This is a genomic window from Arenimonas sp. GDDSR-1, from assembly GCF_025980345.1.
Lineage (GTDB): Bacteria > Pseudomonadota > Gammaproteobacteria > Xanthomonadales > Xanthomonadaceae > Arenimonas.
In genome coordinates, this window is record NZ_JAPDUI010000006.1 from 12,754 (window position 1) to 28,772 (window position 16,019).

Genomic DNA, 16,019 nt, shown 5'->3' on the forward strand with positions numbered 1-16,019 from the left:
AGGGGCGTTTTTCATGGGGCATGCTGAGCGGGTTCAGAAGATGTCGTAGGCCTGCTCGGTCTGTTCCTGGAAGGATTCGTCCGAGGGCACCTGCATCATTTCCAGATCGTACTGTTCTTCCTTGAAATAGTCGCCGTTCGCCGATTTGATGATGCCGGCCGGCGGATCCATGTTCTTCGGCGGTACGCCATCGAGCGCGACGCGCATGTAGTCGATCCAGATCGGCAATGCGGCGCGGCCGCCGTATTCGCCGTAGCCCAGCGGTTTGTAATCATCGCGGCCGACCCAGACCGTGGTCACCAGATTGCCGCCGAAACCGGAGAACCAGGCATCGCGGTGGTCGTTGGTGGAACCGGTCTTGCCGCCGATATCGGGCCGGTTGAGCACTTTGGCCTCCACCGCAGTGCCGCGCCGCACCACATCCAGCATCATGTCGCTGATCAGGAAGGCGTTGCGCGGGTCGATGGTCTGCGGTGCCAGCGCCGTGACCGGCGGGCCGACGAAAGCCGGATCGAACATGCCGGCGGTCTGCGCGCTGTCGTTCCTGCCGAGGCCGTCCGCGCTCAGGTCGAAACCATCAACCACCACCGCTTTGCTGACATCGCCGGCCAGACGTTCCGGGCACAGGGCGCAGGCGCGTTTCGGATGCGTGTAGGCCACCACGGTGCCATTGGTGTCGGTGATGCTGCGGATGAAATAGGGATCGACCAGATAGCCGCCGTTGGCGAACACGGTATAACCGCGGGCGACCGACATCGGCGTCAGGGAGGCGGTACCCAGGGCCATCGACAGGTTGGCCGGCAGACTTTCCTTGCTGAATCCGAAGCGGGTGATGTAATCACGTGCGTAATTGACGCCGATGCCGTCCAGCAGGCGGACCGACACCAGATTGCGCGACTGCACCAGGGCCTCGCGCAGGCGGATCGGACCCATGAAGCCGCCGCGGTCGTTCTTCGGCCGCCAGACATTGCCTTTGCGGTCCTTGAACACCACCGGGGCATCCAACACGATGCTTGAAGGCGAGTAGCCGCGCTCGAACGAGGCGGTGTACACGAAGGGTTTGAAGCTGGAGCCCGGCTGCCGTTTGGCGGTGGTGGCGCGGTTGAAGTTGGAGGCCGAATAGGCGAAGCCGCCGACCACCGCGCGCAGGGCGCCGTCTTCCGGATCGAGCGATACCAGCGCCGCCTGCGCGCGCGGAATCTGCGCCAGCCGCATGGTTTTGTTGGTCTCCTGCAGCCGGACCACGTCGCCGGCCTTGACCGCGCCCGACAAGCTCTTGCCGGTGCCGTCGGCGGCCGAGGGGCCGAGTGCAAGCGTGCGGCCGTCGTCCAGCAGGGCTTTTGCCGAGTTGCCATTGACCGACAGCATCAGCGCCGCCGGCAGACCGCTGATGCGCGGGCGTTGGCGAAGAGCTTTAAGCAGTTCGGTTTCAGATTTTCCGGCCAAGGCGATGTTCGCCTCGGCGCCGCGCCAGCCGTGCCGACGGTCATACTGCATCAGTCCGCTGCGCACGGCGCTCTGCGCCGCCAGCTGGTCTTTGCTGCTGACCGTGGTGGTGACTTTGAAGCCGCTGTCGGTGGCTTTGTCCCCGTAGCGGCGCACCATTTCGATACGCACCATTTCGGCCAGATACGGCGCATGCAGTTCGGTGACCTGCTCATGCGGCTTGGCGGTGTTGGGTTCGGCCTGCGCCGCGCGCATTTCGGCCTCGCTGATGAAGCCTTCCTCGGCCATGCGCTGCAGGATGTAATTGCGCCGGATCATCGACCGTTCCGGATTGCTGATCGGATTGCCGCTGGACGGGAACTTGGGAATGCCGGCAAGCGTCGCCGATTCGGCCAGGCTCAGGTCTTCCAGTTTTTTACCGTAATAGAAGTCGGCCGCTGCTGCGATGCCGTAGGCGCGGTTTCCGAAGAAGATCTTGTTGAGATACAGGCCGAGGATTTCGTCCTTGCTCAGCTCGCGCTCCATCTTCAGCGCCAGCAGCATTTCCTTGAACTTCCGGAAGTAGCTGTATTCATTGCTGAGGAAGAAATTGCGTGCGACCTGCTGGGTGATGGTGCTGCCGCCGGGGACGCGTTCGTCGCTGGTGGTCGCGGTCAGCCAGACCGCACGTGCGATGCCGCGCCAGTCCAGACCGATGTGTTTGTAGAAATGGGCGTCCTCGATCGCGATCACGGCGTTCTTGGTTTGCGCAGGAATGTCTTCGATGCGGGTCGGATAGCGCCGGTTTTCGCCGAATTCGGCAATGAATTTGCCATCGCTGCTGTAAACCGTCAGGGGCATCTGCCAGTCCACCCGCTTCAATTCTGTGACGTCGGGCAAATTTGGCATGATGCTGAAATAGGCGATGGTCAGGCCCAGTGCAAGCCCTGAAATACCTAAAACAGTCAATACAATCAGCCACTTGATGATTTTAAACATGCCATTTGCCAGATAAATTACCGAATCGGGGCTTCATTGTAGCCTTTCCGGAACAGGCCCGGCAGGGGCGCTCCGGTTTGACCGGCGCTTCGATTGATTTTGGTAAAAAACTTGCTAAATCCCCGAAAATCGTTATTTAATGTAACCACATAAGAATGTACCGTAACGGCATAATAATGGCGTTCAAGTGCCTAACTGGGGGAAACAGTGCAATTATTCGGTGAACAATCAGCGCCGTTGATCGGGATTGACATCAGCTCGGCGGCCGTCAAGGTGCTGCAGCTGAGCAAAAGTGCCGGCCGCTATCGTGTCGAGCACTATGCCGTCGAACCGCTTCCGGCCAATCCGACCGGCGATAAATCGGCGGTGCAGACCGAAGTCATCGGTGCCGCCATCAAGCGTGCGGTCGCCAAGTCCGGCAGCAAATCCAAACATGCCGCCGTCGCCATTTCCGGTTCCTCGGTCATCACCAAGGTCATTACCGTGACCGGCGGCGTCGATGACCAGGCCATGGAAGAGCAGGTTTTCGACGAGGCCTCCAACCACATTCCCTACCAGATGGAAGAAGTCAGTCTGGACTTCGAAGTGCTCGGCCCGATTCCCAACACCGAGTCCGTGCAGGTGATGATTGCCGCCGCGCGAACCGAAAACGTGGAAGCGCGCCAGGCCGAACTTGAAATCGCCGGTCTTGAAGCCAAGGTCGTCGATGTCGAAGTGTTCGCCCTGGAAAACGCCTTCAAACTCATTTTCAACCAGCTCGACATTCCGGCCGGCGGCCTGACCGCCGTGGTCGATATCGGCGCCAACCTGACCACGCTGAACGTGATCAAGGAAGGCCGCAGCATCTATTCCCGCGAACAGGTGTTCGGCGGCAAGCAGCTGTCCGAGGAAATCATGCGCCGCTACGGGCTGAGCTTCAGCGAATCCGGCGCCGCCAAGAAACTCGGCGGACTGCCGGAAAGTTACGAATCCGAAGTGCTCGAGCCGTTCAAGGAAGGGGTCGCCCAGCAGATTTCACGCCTGCTGCAGTTCTTCTATTCCGGCAGCGATTACTCCCGCGTCGACCAGATCGTACTGGCCGGCGGCACTGCGTCCATCGCCGGTCTCGATCAGGTCGTTGAACAGCACCTCGGCGTCAGCACGATGACGGCGAATCCGATCGCCAGCATGACGGTCAGTCCGCGGGTCCAGGCGCATGCCCTGGCCGCCGATGCGCCGGCACTGCTGATTGCGTGCGGACTGGCTTTGAGGAGTTTCGACTAATGGCCAAAATCAACCTATTGCCCTGGCGCGAAGAGCGCCGCAAATCGCAGCAGCGCCAATTCAACGGCATGCTCGGACTGGCCGCCGTGGCCGGGCTGGTGCTGAGCGCCTTGGTCTACCTGTACTATTCCGGACAGGTCACCGGACAGAACCAGCGCAACGAGCTGCTGCGCCAGGAAATCGCCGCGGTCGAGGTCAAGATCAAGGAAATCGAAGAGCTCGACAAACGCAAGGAAAGCCTGCTGGCCCGCAAGAAGGTCATCGAGGAACTGCAGGGCAAACGTTATGAAATGGTCAGCCTGTTCACCGAACTGGCCAAGACCATCGCCGACGGCGCGCAGATCTCGACCATCCGCCAGAGCGGTCCCGACTTGGTCATCCAGGGCCGCGCCCAGTCCAATGCCCGCGTCAGTAGCTACATGCGCAACATCATGGCATCGCCGGTGGTTTCCGACCCGGATCTGACCGTGATCGAGGCCCGTGGCGGCGACCGTGCCTTGCCGTATGAATTCATTCTCAACGCCAAAGTGAAAGCGCCCGCTGCCGAAGCCGGGCAGGACGCGCCGGCCGCACCGGTACAGGGGGGTGCGAAATGAAGAACATCAATCTCAGTGATATCGATTTCAAATCATCGGGATCCTGGCCGAAGGAACTGAAATACGGCGTCTGCGTATTCCTGGTTTTCCTGATTCTGCTGTGCGCCTGGTTTTTCATGATCAAGGACAAGCGCGACGAAATGCTGCGTCTGGAGTCCGATGAAACCGCACTGCGTGCCGATTTCGAGAACAAGCAGGCGCGTGCCGCCAATCTCGAGCCGCTCAAGCAGCAGCTGGTGCAGATGGAACTCATTCTCCAGCAGATGCTGCGTCAGCTGCCGAGCAAGAATGAAATGCCCGATCTGATCGTCGACGTGTCCCAGCAGGCCCTGCAGAGCGGAATCACCAACGAGCTGTTCCAGCCCGGACCGGAAACACCCCGCGAATTCTATGCCGAGAAGCCGATTTCAATCCGCATGGTCGGCAATTACCACCAGTTCGGCGCGTTCATGAGCGGCGTGGCCTCGTTGCCGCGCGTGGTGATCATGACCATGCATGACATCTCGCTGAAGCCGCGCGGTGCCAACAACGAGCTGCTGGAAATGGCAGGGACCATCAAGACCTACCGTTACCTCGATCCGGATGAACAGGCCGCCGCGCAGGTTGAAGGGGGTGCGCCGTGATCAAGCCGATGCATGCTTCCCGCTGGCTGTTTCTGGCCGCAGCCGTGCTGCTGACCAGTGCCTGCACCAAAAGCGATTCCGATCTGCGCGAGTGGATCAATGTGGTCAAGAACAAGCCGGCGCCGCCGCTGGATCCGTTACCGCTGGTGCAGGATCCGCCGGTCGTGGTGTATTCGCCGGAAGGTCTGCGCGATCCGTTCGGCAAACCGCCGCTCAACCGCATGTCCAATACCGGCGGTCCGAGTCCCGATTTGAACCGTCGCCGCCAACCGCTGGAAGCCTACACGCTGGACACGCTCAGCATGGTGGGCAGCATCGGAACCGGCCCCGGGCTTTCGGCATTGGTGCTGGCACCGGATAAAGTGACATACCGGGTCCGCCCCGGCGTTTATCTCGGCCAGAGCGATGGCCGTGTTGTCGCGGTCTCGGCCAACCGCATTGAATTGGTTGAACTGGTGCCTGACGGCAATGGCGGTTGGCTCGAAAGGCAGGCGGTTATTGCGTTGAACGAATCAAATAGTGGGGAAAAGAAATGACAAATATTTTCAACAGCAAATCGCGGGCCGCGGGCTTCAAGTCCGGCGTGCTCAGCGCCGCACTCTGCCTTCTGTTCGCGCAGACCGCCTGGGCCGACAATGTCCTCAAGGACGTCAAAGCCGCAACGCAGGCCGATGGCAGGACCGCCATCACCCTGCAGTTCGCCGAGCCGGTCGGTGACATCCAGGCCTTCAGTACCGATAATCCGCCGCGGATCGCCATCGACCTTCCGGAAACCAGCAATGCCTTCGCGCAGCGCAAGCTCCTGCTGAGTACCGGTGCCGCGAAATCGGTCAACACCGTCGAATCCGGCGGCCGTACGCGGGTCGTGGTCGATTTGGCCAAAAACACCCCCTACCGGACACAGGCTCTGGGCAATACCCTGGTGCTGACCCTCGATCCGAAGTCCGCCGCCGGCAATGCCGTTGCGGTTTCCGCCATTGACTTCAAACGCGGCGACAACGGATCCGGCCGCATGATCGTCCGTTTCGACGGCGCCAATGCCGCGCCGGTGATGAAAGAACAGGGCACCGAGCTGGTGGTCGACATCGCCAATGCCAAATTGCCGGCCGATCTGCGCCGTCAGATGGATGTGGCCGGTTACGCCACGCCGGTGATGAACATCGATGCCCGTGACATGGGCGGCAAAACCCGTCTGGTGCTGAACACCAAGGGCAAAGCCGACATGATGGCTTACCAGACCGGCAATGAATACGTCGTTGAAGTGACGCCGAAGGCTGCGGCTGCCGTAGCCAAAACCGACATGGCCCGAACCGGAGCCGTATCCAGCGGCAAGAAAACCACGGGTTACGCCGGCCGTCCGGTCACCTTCAATTTCCAGGACGTTCCGGTGCGCACCGTGCTGCAGCTGATCGCCGACGAATCCAACCTCAACATCGTCGCGGCCGATTCGGTCGGCGGCAACGTGACCCTGCGTCTGGTCAATGTGCCCTGGGATCAGGCGCTGGAAATCGTGCTTCGCGCCAAAGGACTTGATAAGCGCAAGGACGGCAATGTCATCTGGATCGGTCCGCAACAGGAGCTGGCCTCCTATGAGCAGGCCAAGGAAGATGCGCGCATCGCCATCGAGACCCGTGAAGAAACCATCACCGAATATATCCAGATCAACTACGGCAACGCCGAAGCCATTGCCAAGCTGCTGACCGAAAACAGCAAATCGGGTACGGGCGGCGGCGGTGCCGGTGCCGGCGGCCAGCAACGCGGGTTCCTGTCATCGCGCGGTAGCGTCAGCTTCGATCCGCGCACCAATACCCTGCTGCTGATCGATATTCCCAAGAAAGTCGCCGAAATCAAGCAACTGCTGCAGACCCTCGACCGTGCCGTCGATCAGGTCATGATCGAGGCCCGCATCGTGGTCGCGCAGGATTCCTTCGCCCGCGAACTCGGTGCCAAATTCGGTGTCAATGACCGCTATGGCGTTGATGCCACCAATCCGGGCGTCACCCGTGACTCCGGCTTCAATGTAAATCTGCCGCTGAGCAATCCTGCCGGCATCCTCAACTTCAGCATCCTCGGCGCCAACACGTCTCTGGATGTCGAGCTGCAGGCTCTGGAAACCAAGGGCAAGGGTGAAGTCATTTCCAACCCGCGCGTGATCACTTCCAACCAGAAAGCCGCGGTCATCCGCCAAGGCGATGAAGTCGGTTACGTGACCACGCAGGCTTCCGGCACCACGACCGTGCCGCAGGCCACGGTCGAGTTCAAGGAAGTGCTGTTGGAACTGAAAGTGACCCCGACCATCACCCAGGACGGCCGCGTGTTCCTCGATCTCGGCGTCAAGAAGGATGAAATCAAGGATTTCCTGTCGACTCCGACCGGTGACGTTCCGCAGATCCAGAAGCGTGAAGTCAGCACGGCGGTTCTGGTCGACGACGGTCAGACCGTGGTCATCGGCGGTGTCTACGAGTTCAAGAACCGCGATGACGTCAGCAAGGTTCCGTTCCTCGGCGATATCCCGTTCCTCGGTTCGCTGTTCAAGAAGTCCAGCAAGGACATGGAAAAGGCCGAGCTGCTCATTTTCGTGACTCCGCGCATTCTGAAGCCGGCACCGCGCGTCAACTGATCGGGCTACGGCCGCAAGCATCGGAAATGGCCGCGCAAGCGGCCATTTTCCGTTTTGAGGAACCGGAAAAATCGGCTTTCGGGTAAAATAGCGCATCCCCGCACCCGAGCCGCCCCATGAGCGCATCCCGTACCGAACTGGCCAACGCCGTCCGTTTTCTCGCCATCGACGCCGTGGAAGCGGCCAAGTCCGGTCATCCGGGCATGCCGATGGGCATGGCCGATATCGCCGAGGTGCTCTGGAACGGCTACTACCGCCATAATCCGGTGAATCCGCAGTGGCCCAACCGCGACCGCTTCGTGCTGTCCAACGGCCACGGCTCGATGTTGCATTACGCGCTGCTGCATCTGTCCGGCTATGATCTGCCGATCGATGAGCTGAAACGCTTCCGTCAGCTGCATTCACGCACTGCCGGCCACCCGGAGGCCGCCGAAACGCCCGGCGTGGAAACCACCACCGGTCCGCTCGGCCAGGGTCTGGCCAATGCCGTCGGTTTCGCCTTGGCCGAGAAAGTGCTGGCGCAGCGTTTCAACCGTCCCGGCTTCGAGATCATCGATCACGCCACCTGGGTGTTCCTCGGCGACGGCTGTCTGATGGAAGGCGTCTCGCACGAGGCCGCTTCGCTGGCCGGCACCTGGGGTCTGGGCAAACTGATCTGCTTCTGGGATGACAACCGCATCTCGATCGACGGCAACACCGATGGCTGGTTCACCGACGACACCGCGGCCCGTTTCGAGGCTTACGGCTGGCAGGTCATCCGTCATGTCAACGGCCATGATCCGGTCGAAATCGACCAGGCCATCCGTACCGCGCAGGCCGAAACCGGCAAGCCGACCCTGATCTGTTGCAGGACCGCCATCGGTTTCGGTTCACCGAACAAGCAGGGCAAGGAAAGCGCGCACGGGGCGCCGCTGGGCAAGGACGAAATCGCACTGACCCGCGCCGCCCTGAATTGGCCGCATGCACCGTTCGAGATTCCTGCCGCCGTTTACGACGGTTGGCGTGCACGGGATGCCGGCGCCAAGCGCGAAGCCGCATGGAATGCCCTGTTCTCGGCCTATGCCGCCGCGCATCCGGAGCCGGCGGCCGAGCTGCAACGCCGGCTGTCCGGCGCGCTGCCGGAAGGCTTCACTGAACAGGCCGCCGCCTACATCACGAAACTGCAGGCCGAAGGCCCCGTGGTGGCCTCACGCAAGGCCTCGCAGATGGCGATTGAAACCTTCGCACCGCTGCTGCCGGAACTGATCGGCGGCTCCGCCGATCTGGCGCATTCGAACCTGACCCTGTGGAAAGGTTCGAAGTCGGTGGCGGCCACCGATGCCGATGCCAACTACGTGTACTACGGCGTGCGCGAATTCGGCATGAGCGCCATCGCCAACGGTCTGGCCCTGCACGGCGGTTTCCTGCCCTATGACGCCACCTTCCTGGTGTTCTCCGACTACTCGCGCAATGCGCTGCGCATGTCGGCGCTGATTCCGGCCAATGTCATCCACGTGTTCACCCACGATTCCATCGGCCTTGGCGAAGACGGTCCGACCCATCAGCCGATCGAGCATATGGCTTCGCTGCGTTATATACCCAATAACGATGTCTGGCGTCCGTGCGATGCAGTGGAGTCGGCAACGGCCTGGGCGGAAGCCATCAAACGCCGCGGCGGCCCGAGCTGCCTGGTGTTCAGCCGGCAGAATCTGGCGCATCAGCCGCGCAGTGCCCGGCAGGTCGCCGATATCGCCCGCGGCGGATACGTGCTGTTCGAAAGCAAGCCCGGCGCCTGCGAATTGATCCTGATCGGCACCGGCTCGGAAGTGGAGCTGGCCGTGCAGGCCGCGAAGCGCCTGGCGGATCAGGGCGTGGCCGTGCGTGTGGTGTCGATGCCGAGCACGACCGTGTTCGAGCGCCAGGATGCGGCTTACCGCGAATCGGTGCTTCCGGCTGCCTGCCGTCGGCGTGTGGCCGTGGAAGCCGGTACCCGCGACTTCTGGTACAAGTACGTGGGTCTGGACGGCGCGGTGATCGGCATGGATTCCTTCGGTGCCTCGGCGCCGGCCGATCAGTTGTATGCCCACTTCGGTATCACGGTCGATGCGGTGGTCGCCGCGGCGGAAAAAACCGCGTCATTTTAATCGTGCTTGGCCGATCAGCTCAATAGAAGCTTGCCGGCCGCAATCGCCAGAACCACCGCCAGACTTTTGCGCAGGCGGTGTACCGGCCAACGGTGGATGCCCAGCTGCGTGCCCAGCACTGCGCCGAGTGCCACCGCCAGCAGCCAAAGCGGCAAGGCTTCCGGAAAGCTCTGGTTGCTGCGCAGCAGCCCGAGTATTGCGGCCAGGGAGTTCAGCCAGACGAAGGCCACCGACAGGCCGGAGGCCTCGCGCGTATGCGCCCAGCCCATCGCCAAGATCAGCGGCGTCAGGAAAATCGCGCCGCCGGTGCCGGTGATGCCCGACAGACTGCCGATGGCAGCGCCGGCGGCCAAGGCGGCAGGCCACGGTACCGGTCTCGACATCAGGGTTTCCGCGGATTTCGCCAACAGCTGGCCGCTGCGCCAGGCGCCGATGGCGGCGGTCAGCAGCAATGCCCCGAGCAACAGACTGTAGGTGTCCTTGGGGATTTTCCATTGTGCCGCCAGAAAGGCCATCGGAATCGAGGCCAGCACGAAGGGCAGAACCTTTCCCCAAGGCACCAGCGCCGCGCGGTGGAATCGCCACAGCCCGATGCCGCCGACCAGGATATTGAGCGCAAGCGCCGTCGGCCGCATCTGCTCCGGGGCGAAGCCGAGCAATGCCATGGCCGCCAGATAGCCGCTGGCACCGGCATGGCCGACCGAGGAATACAGGGCGGCCACCAGAAAAAACAGGCCAGCCAAGGCGATGATGTCGAGATCCATGGAAAACCGCAGGTTCTAGCCAGCGTCCATGATAGAGCATCCCCCGTGTGCGCCGCCCAGTGCCCGCGCAAACTTTGCTAAAATAGCGCTTTCACCGCCCACCGGGAGTCTGTAATGACCATCAAAGTCGCCATCAACGGCTATGGCCGCATCGGCCGCAATGTAATGCGCGCCCTCTATGAATCCGGCCGCACCAACGAAATCCAGGTGGTCGCCATCAACGATCTGGGCGATGCCGAAACCAATGCCCACTTGACCCAGTACGATACCGCGCACGGCAAATTCCCGGGTACGGTCACCGCCGAAGGCGGCGATTTGATCGTCAACGGCGACCGCATCAAGGTCTATGCCGTGCGTAATCCGGCCGAAATACCGTGGGGTGCCCACGATGTCGACGTGGTGCTGGAATGCACCGGCCTGTTTACCTCCAAAGCCAAGGCTTCGGCCCATCTGACCGGCGGGGCCAAGAAGGTCATCATTTCCGCTCCGGGCGACAAAGACGTCGACGGCACCTTCGTCTACGGCGTCAACCACCACCTGCTGAAGGCCGAACACACCGTCATTTCCAATGCGTCCTGCACCACCAACTGCCTGGCGCCCTTGGCCATGGCGCTGCACGAAAAAATCGGCATCGTGCACGGCCTGATGACCACCATCCATGCCTACACCAATGACCAGGTGCTGACCGATGTGTACCACAGCGACCTGCGCCGCGCCCGCAGCGCCACCATGAGCCAGATTCCGACCAAGACCGGCGCCGCCGCCGCGGTCGGTCTGGTGCTGCCGGAACTCAACGGCAAACTGACCGGCTTCTCGATGCGCGTTCCGACCATCAATGTGTCGGTGGTCGATCTGTCGTTCGTTGCCGCCCGCGAAACCACCAAGGAAGAAATCGATGCGGTGCTGAAAGCCGCTTCCGAAGGTCCGCTCAAAGGCGTTCTGGGCTACAACACCAAACCGCTGGTCTCGATCGATTTCAACCACAATCCGAACAGCTCGGTCTACGACAGCACGCTGACCCAGGTCATGGGCGGTACCCTGGTCAAGGTCTGCTCCTGGTACGACAACGAGTGGGGCTTCTCCAACCGCATGCTCGATATGACCGTTGCCCTGATGAACGCCAAGTAATATCAGTTTGTCGACGTATGATTAAGCCCGCGAAAGCGGGCTTTTTCTTTAGGGCTCGAAGGTATATCCAAAAGTCTCGATTTCACGCGCCCAAGTATGCTTAACGGCAAGAGCCAGGCCGTCGTCATAGAACGTGCGGTAGTCTTTGGTAGCCATTTTATTGCGGTGCGGAAGCGCCTGCGGCGCAATGCCGATCCTCTGGCAGAGGTACGCGATGTCGTCGTTGAGGTTCTCGAAACGGCCGACGTAATCCAGCCCCATGCCGCCGCCGCGGTCTTCGATCATCCACCATTGCGCGCGTCTTGGTTTCTGCAGAAAACGGCGGGCGAAGTCGGCAAAGGCTTCACCGGGCCGGCAGTCCTCGTGCGAGGGCGTTTTCTGCACATACTGATACCAGGACACCAGACGTTCCCACGGATTGCGCACGAAGGCAAACTTGAACAGACCGTCATACACCGGCGCAGGAATCACGGATTGGGCTTTGCGCAGATTGGCATGCTTGCGGAAGTGGAACTTGCGCCAGTCACGGACCAGACCCAGATCAGAGGCCAATTTATTCAAGCGTGTATCCGTCGGCTGAAGCGCATGCGGTTTCAGAATGTCGGCCAGACTGGTCCCTGCGGTTTTCTGCACGTGCACGAACAGGAAGGATTTGCTTTCGGAAATCAGCATGGCCGTCTCACAGACCTGCGCCGGCCAAGGCGCGTTTGATGCGGTCATTCACCGCCAGCCAGTCCGGCCCGGACGGCGGCTGTTCGATCAGGATGCATGTAGCGTCGCGGGCATCGAGTTCGCGCAGGGCCGCATACAGGCCATGGGCATAGGCTTCGGGCTGTGCCGGAAGGCTGAGTCCCTGCGTTTCCGGCGGCAGGCCATCGAGTGCCAGCAGTACGCAGCGCGGATCGTCCGTAGCTGCCTCAATCAGGGGCTCGCGTTCCAGCATGCGCATCTGCGTGCGTGGCGCGTAGTGGGCGTCCAGGCTTCCCGAAACACGCGGACTGGCGGCGGCCAAGCCGCTTTGCAGCTCGGGCAGGAAGGGCAGAAGCTGCTCGCGGCGGATATGTCCTTCACGCAGAATGCGGGGAGGACGTTGGCTGAGATCGACGATGGTGCTTTCGATGCCGACCGGGCAGGGACCGCCATCCAGAATCGGCGGTGCGTTTTCACCGAATTCGTCACGGACATGGCCGGCACTGGTCGGTGAGATGCGGCCGAACCGGTTGGCCGAGGGCGCCGCCAGACCGCCGCCGAAGGCCTTGAGCAGCGCCAGCGTCAGTGCATGGTCCGGACTGCGTAGACCGACCGTATCCTGGCCGCCGGTTACCGCATCGGCCACCTCTGCGCGCTTTTTCAGAATCAAGGTCAAGGGTCCGGGCCAGAAAGCGGCGGCCAGTTTGCGCGCGGCCTCGGGAATGGTCACGGCCCAGTCATCGAGCCGATCGGCGTCGGCGATGTGGACGATCAGGGGATGATCGGCCGGCCGGCCTTTCAGCGCGAAAATCCGCGCGATGGCCTCGGGGTTTCGGGCATCCGCCGCCAGTCCGTAAACGGTTTCGGTCGGAATCGCCAACAGGCCGCCGTCCCGGAGGATGGCAACGGCTTCGGCAATCGTCGGCGATGGCGGGTTTTCTGGCATGCGGCTTGCCCCGGAATTCGGGTTATTTTCGCATACGGTAAGGGCTTTAGGGGTTCAGCGTGCCTGTGACAGCAATTCGCTGGGTATCGTTTTTTTCGGCAGGTAGGCATCGAAGCGCGATGCAATGACCCGCAGCAACAGACGCCCGCGCGGGAGCACGGTCAACGAAGTGGCATCCAGAGCAATCAATCCGTCTTCAGCCAGGGCGGGGAGCTGTTCCAGTTCCTCACGGAAATAATCCGCGAATACGATTCCGTAATGCCTTGCAACCGCATCGAAGTGCAGGCTGCCCTGGCACATGATGGACTGGATGACATCGGCACGGATGCGATCGTCATTGTTCGTCCGCAGACCGCGGACGGTGGCCGGCTTGCCGGCCTGCACGCGGGAAGTCCATGCCGGAAGATCCTTGGCGTTCTGTGCATAGCAGTCCCCGATCTGGCTGATCGCACTGACCCCGAATCCGACCAGATCAGTCTGTTTGCGCGTGGTGTAGCCCATGAAGTTCCGGTGCAGATCGCCGCTGGCCTGGGCCAGAGTCAGTTCATCCCCGGGCAGGGCGAAGTGGTCCATGCCGATATAGACATAGCCTTCGGCCATCAGGGTTTCCACCGCCAGCTGGAACAACGCCAGTTTACGCTCCGGATCGGGCAGGGTCAGCACGTTGATTTTGTTCTGGGCCTTGAACAGTTCCGGCATATGCGCATAGCTGTACAGCGCGATGCGATCCGGGCGGATGCGGGCCACCGTGGCCAGCGTGGCCGCGAAGGTTTCCGTGTTCTGCATCGGCAGGCCGTAGATCAGATCGAAATTGACCGAACCGAAGCCGTTGGCTTTGCAGGCATTGAAGATGTCGCGGATGCGGTCGGTATCCTGCAGACGGTTGATGGCCTGCTGCACCTGTGGATCGAAATCCTGGATGCCGAGGCTGACGCGGTTGAAGCCGATGGCGCGCAGGGCGCCGATGTCGGCGACATCGACCGTACGCGGATCGATTTCAATCGAGAAATCACGTTCACGTTCGGGTGCGAAATGGAAGTTGCGTGCGAACTCCTGCATCAGCTCGGCCAACTGCCCGATCTCGAGGGAATTCGGCGTGCCGCCGCCCAGATGCAGCTGTACGACTTCCCTGTCGCGGTCGAACAGGGGCGCCAGCATCCGGATTTCCTTCAGCAGCGTTTCCAGATAATCCTGCTTCTTGCCGGCATCGCGGGTAATGATACGGTTGCAGCCGCAGTAGAAACAGGGGCTGAAACAGAACGGAATGTGCGCATACAAGGACAGCGCGCGCGGGATGGGATCCTCGTTGCTTTCGGCGATGGCCTTGAGCAGCTCCGTGCCGCCGAATTGCGGGCTGAACTGGGGGGCCGTCGGGTAGGAGGTGTAACGCGGACCGACACCGTCATAGCGGCGTATCAGATCCGGGTCGAAAAGGGTGGCTTGGCTCATGTCCGAAATCCTAAACGCCCCCGTTGGAATTGGCTTTGATTCAAGTCAAAGGATTGGGAAAAGCCCTGAAAAATGCGACAATAGTCTTTATTTTCAACAGGAAGCCCAGCCATGTCCGTTCTCCGGATGACCGACCTCGACCTGCGCGGAAAACGCGTGCTGATCCGCGAAGACCTCAATGTGCCGGTGAAAGAAGGCCGGATCACGTCCGAACAGCGCATCAAGGCAGCGCTGCCGACCCTGCGACTGGCCTTGGAGAATGGCGCGGCAGTGATGGTGACTTCGCATCTGGGCCGCCCCACTGAAGGCGTCTGGTCGGAAGCCGATTCTCTGGCGCCGGTGGCGGCGCGTCTGTCCGAGCTGCTGGGCATGGCAGTACCGCTGAAGCGCGACTGGCTGGACGGCGTGGATGTGCAGCCGGGACAGCTGGTGCTGTTGGAAAACTGCCGGATGAATGTCGGCGAGGCGGCGGATGATGCCGGGCTTTCGCAGAAGATGGCTGACCTGTGCGATGTCTATGTCATGGATGCGTTCGGTACCGCGCACCGTGCACAGGCCAGTACACATGGCGCCATCCGCGCTGCGAAGATCGCCTGCGGCGGGCCCTTGCTGATGGCCGAGCTGGACGCGCTGGCCAAAGCCCTGGAGGCGCCGCAGCGGCCCTTGCTGGCCATCGTTGCCGGTTCCAAGGTGTCGTCCAAGCTGGCGCTGCTGGCCAATCTGGTCGGCAAGGTCGATCAACTCATCGTCGGCGGCGGCATCGCCAACACCTTCATGGCCGCCGTCGGTCTTCCGGTCGGCAAATCCCTGTACGAAGCCGATCTGCTGGACACGGCCAAGGCCATTCTGGCTGATGCCAAGGCCCGCGGGGCGGAAATCCCGATTCCCACCGACGTCGTTGTCGCCAAGGCGTTTGCAGCCGATGCCGAAGCCGCAGTGAAAGCCGTTGCCGATGTGGCGGCCGATGATCTGATTCTGGACATCGGGCCGGACACGGCGGCGCGTTATGCGGCGCTGATCGAACAGGCCGGCACCGTGATCTGGAACGGTCCGGTCGGCGTGTTCGAATTCGATGCCTTTGCCAAAGGCACACAAGTGCTGGCACGGGCCATTGCCCGCTCCGCGGCCTTCTCGATTGCCGGCGGTGGCGATACCCTGGCGGCCGTCGATAAATTCGGCATCGAGGCCGAAGTCGGTTACATCTCGACCGGCGGCGGTGCTTTTCTGGAATTCTGCGAAGGCAAACCCTTGCCGGCGGTCAGCGCCCTGCTTGAACGCGGCGGATAAATGCGGTTGCAAAGATCTCGGCGCAAACGTATGCAGACCCTTGCCCGAAGCGTGTCCGGTCAAACTGTGTCAAGCTTGAACGGATTTCCATCCGATCCATCCCTGC

The 16,019-nt window shown here is 61.6% G+C and carries 13 protein-coding genes; 8 read left to right on the forward strand and 5 right to left on the reverse strand.

Features of this window, described 5'->3' with window-relative positions:
* Nucleotides 1–33: 33 nt before the first annotated feature.
* A complete protein-coding gene (locus Q0W88_RS02185) occupies nt 34–2,424 on the reverse strand; it encodes a penicillin-binding protein 1A (RefSeq protein WP_297799533.1) in 2,391 nt (796 codons plus the stop codon).
* Between the two features lie 207 nt (nt 2,425–2,631).
* Between Q0W88_RS02185 and Q0W88_RS02190 the strand changes: the two genes are divergently transcribed.
* From Q0W88_RS02190 to tkt, 6 genes are all read left to right on the forward strand, one after another.
* A complete protein-coding gene (locus Q0W88_RS02190) occupies nt 2,632–3,687 on the forward strand; it encodes a pilus assembly protein PilM (protein ID WP_297799535.1) in 1,056 nt (351 codons plus the stop codon).
* The gene (locus tag Q0W88_RS02195) at nt 3,687–4,283 is read left to right on the forward strand and encodes a PilN domain-containing protein (protein ID WP_297799536.1); all 597 of its coding nucleotides are present in this window, start codon (nt 3,687–3,689) and stop codon (nt 4,281–4,283) included. The genes Q0W88_RS02190 and Q0W88_RS02195 overlap by 1 nt, the downstream gene beginning before the upstream one ends.
* Nucleotides 4,280–4,906 carry a type 4a pilus biogenesis protein PilO gene (gene pilO, locus Q0W88_RS02200; RefSeq protein ID WP_297799538.1) on the forward strand — a complete coding sequence of 209 codons (627 nt, stop codon included), beginning with the start codon at nt 4,280–4,282 and terminating at the stop codon, nt 4,904–4,906. The genes Q0W88_RS02195 and pilO overlap by 4 nt, the downstream gene beginning before the upstream one ends.
* Nucleotides 4,903–5,442 carry a pilus assembly protein PilP gene (locus Q0W88_RS02205; protein WP_297799540.1) on the forward strand — a complete coding sequence of 180 codons (540 nt, stop codon included), beginning with the start codon at nt 4,903–4,905 and terminating at the stop codon, nt 5,440–5,442. Before pilO ends, Q0W88_RS02205 begins: the two co-directional genes overlap by 4 nt.
* On the forward strand, nt 5,439–7,526 hold the full coding sequence (locus Q0W88_RS02210; protein WP_297799542.1) for a type IV pilus secretin PilQ: 2,088 nt from the start codon (nt 5,439–5,441) through the stop codon (nt 7,524–7,526). Before Q0W88_RS02205 ends, Q0W88_RS02210 begins: the two co-directional genes overlap by 4 nt.
* Before the next feature lie 116 nt (nt 7,527–7,642).
* Entirely contained in the window at nt 7,643–9,649 is a 2,007-nt protein-coding gene (tkt, locus tag Q0W88_RS02215; RefSeq protein WP_297799544.1) for a transketolase, read from the forward strand.
* Between the two features lie 14 nt (nt 9,650–9,663).
* On the opposite strand, the gene Q0W88_RS02220 is transcribed toward tkt, so the two are convergent.
* Nucleotides 9,664–10,413, reverse strand: coding sequence for a sulfite exporter TauE/SafE family protein (locus tag Q0W88_RS02220; protein ID WP_297799546.1), 750 nt, complete (start codon nt 10,411–10,413; stop codon nt 9,664–9,666).
* 114 nt (nt 10,414–10,527) lie between these two features.
* Here Q0W88_RS02220 and gap point away from each other — a divergent pair, with 114 nt between their 5' ends.
* A complete protein-coding gene (gene gap, locus Q0W88_RS02225) occupies nt 10,528–11,541 on the forward strand; it encodes a type I glyceraldehyde-3-phosphate dehydrogenase (protein WP_297799549.1) in 1,014 nt (337 codons plus the stop codon).
* A 48-nt stretch (nt 11,542–11,589) separates the two neighbouring features.
* Here the strand turns inward: gap and Q0W88_RS02230 are convergent, their stop codons facing one another.
* From Q0W88_RS02230 to hemN, 3 genes are read right to left on the reverse strand one after another with little or no spacing between them, the layout of a single operon-like run.
* Nucleotides 11,590–12,261 (reverse strand): sulfotransferase family 2 domain-containing protein, encoded by a 672-nt coding sequence (locus tag Q0W88_RS02230; protein ID WP_297799550.1) that lies wholly within the window; start codon nt 12,259–12,261, stop codon nt 11,590–11,592.
* Nucleotides 12,221–13,177: an L-threonylcarbamoyladenylate synthase gene (locus Q0W88_RS02235; protein WP_297799552.1), complete on the reverse strand. Its 957-nt coding sequence runs from the start codon at nt 13,175–13,177 to the stop codon at nt 12,221–12,223. Before Q0W88_RS02235 ends, Q0W88_RS02230 begins: the two co-directional genes overlap by 41 nt.
* Nucleotides 13,178–13,231: 54 nt before the next feature.
* Entirely contained in the window at nt 13,232–14,626 is a 1,395-nt protein-coding gene (gene hemN, locus Q0W88_RS02240; RefSeq protein WP_297799554.1) for an oxygen-independent coproporphyrinogen III oxidase, read from the reverse strand.
* 111 nt (nt 14,627–14,737) lie between these two features.
* Here hemN and Q0W88_RS02245 point away from each other — a divergent pair, with 111 nt between their 5' ends.
* On the forward strand, nt 14,738–15,913 hold the full coding sequence (locus Q0W88_RS02245; protein ID WP_297799556.1) for a phosphoglycerate kinase: 1,176 nt from the start codon (nt 14,738–14,740) through the stop codon (nt 15,911–15,913).
* The last annotated feature ends 106 nt before the right edge of the window (nt 15,914–16,019 follow it).

Bases quoted from the DNA above. Each gene is read 5' to 3' on its own strand.
- Q0W88_RS02220 (WP_297799546.1), bottom strand. From the start codon at position 10,413: ATGGATCTCGACATCATCGCCTTGGCTGGCCTGTTTTTTCTGGTGGCC.
- Q0W88_RS02230 (WP_297799550.1), bottom strand. From the start codon at position 12,261: ATGACCGCATCAAACGCGCCTTGGCCGGCGCAGGTCTGTGAGACGGCC.
- pilO (WP_297799538.1), top strand. From the start codon at position 4,280: ATGAAGAACATCAATCTCAGTGATATCGATTTCAAATCATCGGGATCC.
- Q0W88_RS02210 (WP_297799542.1), top strand. From the start codon at position 5,439: ATGACAAATATTTTCAACAGCAAATCGCGGGCCGCGGGCTTCAAGTCC.
- Q0W88_RS02195 (WP_297799536.1), top strand. From the start codon at position 3,687: ATGGCCAAAATCAACCTATTGCCCTGGCGCGAAGAGCGCCGCAAATCG.
- tkt (WP_297799544.1), top strand. From the start codon at position 7,643: ATGAGCGCATCCCGTACCGAACTGGCCAACGCCGTCCGTTTTCTCGCC.
- Q0W88_RS02235 (WP_297799552.1), bottom strand. From the start codon at position 13,177: ATGCCAGAAAACCCGCCATCGCCGACGATTGCCGAAGCCGTTGCCATC.
- Q0W88_RS02185 (WP_297799533.1), bottom strand. From the start codon at position 2,424: ATGTTTAAAATCATCAAGTGGCTGATTGTATTGACTGTTTTAGGTATT.
- gap (WP_297799549.1), top strand. From the start codon at position 10,528: ATGACCATCAAAGTCGCCATCAACGGCTATGGCCGCATCGGCCGCAAT.
- hemN (WP_297799554.1), bottom strand. From the start codon at position 14,626: ATGAGCCAAGCCACCCTTTTCGACCCGGATCTGATACGCCGCTATGAC.
- Q0W88_RS02245 (WP_297799556.1), top strand. From the start codon at position 14,738: ATGTCCGTTCTCCGGATGACCGACCTCGACCTGCGCGGAAAACGCGTG.